The sequence below is a fragment of the uncultured Agitococcus sp. genome (assembly GCF_937920075.1).
GTDB lineage: Bacteria > Pseudomonadota > Gammaproteobacteria > Pseudomonadales > Moraxellaceae > Agitococcus.
In genome coordinates, this window is the sequence record NZ_CALETI010000075.1 from 1 (window position 1) to 3772 (window position 3772).

Below are 3772 nucleotides of genomic sequence, written 5' to 3' on the forward strand. Positions count from 1 at the left end.
GCCACTGAAAATCCTTAGCGTACGATTTTTTCCGTTTTCTCCGACGACCCCTATTTCGACGGCCTCAGCAGCCCACCTGCGTGGCACACGTTCGACAGTTTCCTGCCGCCCGTGGATCGGACTGAATACCGACTCTCATAAAAAACAGGGCTAAGCTAGTTACCTAGCGGCCCGTTTCCGTGTCGCCCAAACTCGAAAAAAATCATTAACGCATCTAAAAAATGCGGATTAGGTCGAAAGGAATATTGCAATTCCTAGCGCCTGTCGTAGCCGTACCAGCCCCATTACGGGCATACGGCTTCACCAGTTTCAACCTGATTGGCGATCAGGTATCTGGTCGGCGGAAAGAAAAAATGGAGGGAGGCAACCCCCATTAAAAAACAGGGCGTGCCGCCCTGATTCGAAGACGACGATGGTATTTTGACTCATGTTGCCGCTGTAATCAACATATAATCGGAATCTCTTATTATCAAGCACCTAAATTAGTGAAATTTAAACTATCTATAAGTATTAGTAATATAGTTATATGCCTTTATTACGTCGCAAAGTAGTGAGATAATACGAATATAGAAATCTCAAAAATATACACTCCCTATGATTGAATGTGAAAGCAAGATATTAGCAATGCAACGTCTGCAAGATGCAGCACGTTTTGATTACCACTTGTATTTTCAAGGTGAAATAGGCTTTGAAAAATTGGCAGCGTTATCAAAAAAATTTGCCCGTGAATACGATACCGAATTGACTAAATCACAACGTAGCCGCCGTAAATTATCAGGTGAAGCAGTCACGCAATTTTTAGTGTGGAAACCTGAGAGCGGTGATAAAGCTATTTTCTGGTTGCTGACTACAGGTGGTAAAGGTCGTGTGATGGAGCGAGAGCAATTTGTCGATTTGCGAGACAAAGAACACCGCTTATCATTAACAGGCTATGAATTAGTTCATGATGGTGTGTCATGGTCATGGCGTATGGAGAAGACTACCTATACCAACCATCAAAAACGCTTAAGGAACGCTATTTTGGCGAAAAACGATTTAGCTCTACAAATGGCGATTGCATCGCTATACAACAGCCCCGGCTTTCGTTTGGTACGCCGTCAGGTGGGTATGCTCAGTAAATGGCTACGTGGTGAGTGGAAGCGATTACGCAAGGATACGGAGCCAATGCCTGCCCTACCGACATTTTTAGCATATGTACGTCGATTGCCCAATCCAGTCCCTAAAAAGAAGACCAAAAAAGTGATGGATGTGGTTAAGGCTTAAAGTCTTTGTCATGATGATTTGTTGTTGTGCATTCATTGTGATAAAGTGAAGGCATTGAATGTGTTTTTATGAGGTGATGCGATGGCGATGCTAACCGTGCGTAATTTGCCTGATGATGTACATCGTGCATTACGGGTACAGGCTGCTTTACATGGGCGTAGTACCGAAGCCGAAGTACGTGAGATTTTAGCTCATGCAGTAAAGCCTGAAACGCGTGTGCGTATGGGGGATGCCCTTGCAGCATTGAGTCGTCAGGTTGGTTTGACGAATGAAGACTTTGACGTGTTTCAACAGGTCAGCGATCAATCTCCTGCCGAGCCAATGAGGTTTGAATGATTCTTCTCGATACGAATGTGGTCTCCGAGGCGATGAAGCCTGAGCCAAATCCTATTGTCCGTGGGTGGTTAAACGATCAAGTTGCGGAAACCCTTTACCTCTCTAGTGTGACGATAGCTGAGCTGTTGTTTGGGATTGCTGCTTTACCATCTGGTAAACGTAAGGAAATGTTGACACTAACTTTAGAGGGATTATTGGAACTCTTTAAAGATAGGATACTTTCGTTTGATGTTAAGGCTGCACAGCACTATGCCGATTTAGCGATGATTGCTAAAGTTTCTGGAAGAGGTTTTCCTACCCCCGATGGTTATATTGCGGCGATTGCAGCATCACGTGGCTTTGTTGTTGCTTCACGAGATACTGCACCTTATACCGCAGCTAAAGTGACAGTGATTAATCCGTGGGATATGAGGTAAACGGGTGGAGTTTCTTTTTTAAGGTGTGGGTGCTAGCGTAAATTTGCCAGTTTTTGCTTCGTGTCGTAATCGAGTGCGAGCTTGCTCCCATGACTCTCCTGTTTGTGCATGCTTAGATACCCATTTTTCATCTTGTAAAAGTGTTTCAATATTTTCATCATCATTTTTAGGGCTTTGTTTAGGCTTGGATTGAGTCTTGGCTTTGGGGGTTACATCTTTTGGATGCTTCTTTTTTAACTTAAATGTAAAGCCAGTAATAATTCGACCTGCCTTATGTTGTTCGTAATTGACAGTGATGTCGGTATGTTCGTTTATTTGAGATACAGCTAAATCAAGAACTCGTTTTTTGAAATCACTCATACGGATAAGTTCATGATCTGCAAGCCCTAGTTGTTGCCGAAAAGACTCTAAGTGAAACATTGGTAATTTAGCTGCTTCTTGCCATTGGATAAGGAGTTCATATAATCGAACTGCATACGCACTAGTAAGAGGGGCAGTTTGCTCTAAATAGTAACGGGTGAATTGCGACTCTAGACGTGTAATCTCCTTTACCACAGCAGGAGACAGAATGATTTCTAACTTAGCAGCATCATCAACATAACCAACTTGAGATACCCATCGGCTAGTAATACGTTTCTCTTTTTTAGTATCTGCATCTATTAGATATAAGGTGAACTGTCTATCGAATAAGGTTTTTGCAGCTTCTTTTAATGCCCAATATCCAGCTTCAAGTGTTACATCAAATGTTGTGGCATAACGATTTGCCCAAATTACCAGTGGTGTATCTGTGCTTATGCCTACACCAACCTCTCGAGCATCAACAATAGCCAATTGGATAAGTCTAATTTCTACCAAGCTTAAGTTACTGACAGCTTGTACAAGTTGGTTGCTTTTAACAACTAAATCGCAATTTTTTTTCATAAGAACTCCATATGACGACATTTTATTTTTTTGTCTTTTAAATGTCAATTTTAAAAACGTCTTTTAAAGACATTTTTTCATATATCTTTTAATGTCAAGGAAACGTCTTTAAATGGCAAAGGAAACGTCTTTAAATGGCAAAGGAAACGTCTTTAAATGAGATTTTCTTCTTTATTGTATTTAAAAGTATTTAAAAGTATTAAAAGGACGTGTTCAAAAAAATCTGTGGATAAGTCTAATTTTGAGAAGAATATTTTTGAAGAAATACAAACACTATGTCGCCCTAATCGGGCGGCTTTTATAACCCCTGAATCCCCCAAAGGGGGACAAAACAGTGCAATAAATTAATACTCTTTCAAGTCAACATTTGCTAAATACGGTTAATTAGAAGGCGAGTCACTGGTTTCGATTTTGCTAATAGCATTGCGCTGCCAAAGCCATTGTCCTATTTCTTAGTGTTTAGGTTAATCGCGCCACTAGATAAACAAGATTGTTTTAACTGAGACGATGATTAAAAATTTGGTGTTTCATATGAGTAAACAAAGAAAAAATCGGCCTTAGAAATGCGTTTCTAGATTAACTTTTGAAAATAAAGATGAATAGCAATCTAAAAATCAAATTTAAAGCCATTTTTAGGCGTTTTAAGGATGGGTAAATAGATTTTTAGTGGAAAGGTACTGGTTTTTATTTGTGTGTGCTTAAAACGCAAATTTAAGCCACTTTCGTTTTTGGGCCTGTTAACTGAACAACCACCAGCTAAAGCTGGAGGGTTAGCCATAACTGTAGCGACCTGCATTTGAAAATGCTCAGGCCTGCATTCAACGCACTTTGAGGCC

5 protein-coding genes are annotated in these 3772 nt (G+C 40.6%); 3 read left to right on the top strand and 2 right to left on the bottom strand.

Annotated elements, in window-relative coordinates; genetic code table 11:
- The first annotated feature begins 624 nt into the window (after positions 1 to 624).
- The 3 genes from Q0212_RS02940 (at position 625) to Q0212_RS02950 (ending at position 2015) form a co-directional block, all read left to right on the top strand.
- Positions 625 to 1263, top strand: a complete 639-nt coding sequence (locus Q0212_RS02940) for a hypothetical protein (protein ID WP_297921971.1) — start codon at positions 625 to 627, stop codon at positions 1261 to 1263.
- Between the two features lie 81 nt (positions 1264 to 1344).
- The gene (locus Q0212_RS02945) at positions 1345 to 1599 is read left to right on the top strand and encodes a plasmid stabilization protein (RefSeq protein ID WP_297921974.1); all 255 of its coding nucleotides are present in this window, start codon (positions 1345 to 1347) and stop codon (positions 1597 to 1599) included.
- Positions 1596 to 2015, top strand: a complete 420-nt coding sequence (locus tag Q0212_RS02950; protein WP_297921977.1) for a type II toxin-antitoxin system VapC family toxin — start codon at positions 1596 to 1598, stop codon at positions 2013 to 2015. The genes Q0212_RS02945 and Q0212_RS02950 overlap by 4 nt, the downstream gene beginning before the upstream one ends.
- Positions 2016 to 2033: 18 nt before the next feature.
- Here Q0212_RS02950 and repM read toward each other — a convergent pair whose 3' ends face one another.
- A complete protein-coding gene (gene repM, locus Q0212_RS02955; protein ID WP_297921980.1) occupies positions 2034 to 2936 on the bottom strand; it encodes a replication initiation protein RepM in 903 nt (300 codons plus the stop codon).
- Between the two features lie 607 nt (positions 2937 to 3543).
- Positions 3544 to 3772 (bottom strand): hypothetical protein (locus Q0212_RS02960; RefSeq protein WP_297921983.1); only part of this gene is annotated, 229 nt, incomplete at its 5' end.

Coding starts and splice junctions, on each gene's coding strand:
- Q0212_RS02945 (WP_297921974.1), top strand. CDS start 1,345: ATGGCGATGCTAACCGTGCGTAATTTGCCTGATGATGTACATCGTGCA.
- Q0212_RS02940 (WP_297921971.1), top strand. CDS start 625: ATGCAACGTCTGCAAGATGCAGCACGTTTTGATTACCACTTGTATTTT.
- repM (WP_297921980.1), bottom strand. CDS start 2,936: ATGAAAAAAAATTGCGATTTAGTTGTTAAAAGCAACCAACTTGTACAA.
- Q0212_RS02950 (WP_297921977.1), top strand. CDS start 1,596: ATGATTCTTCTCGATACGAATGTGGTCTCCGAGGCGATGAAGCCTGAG.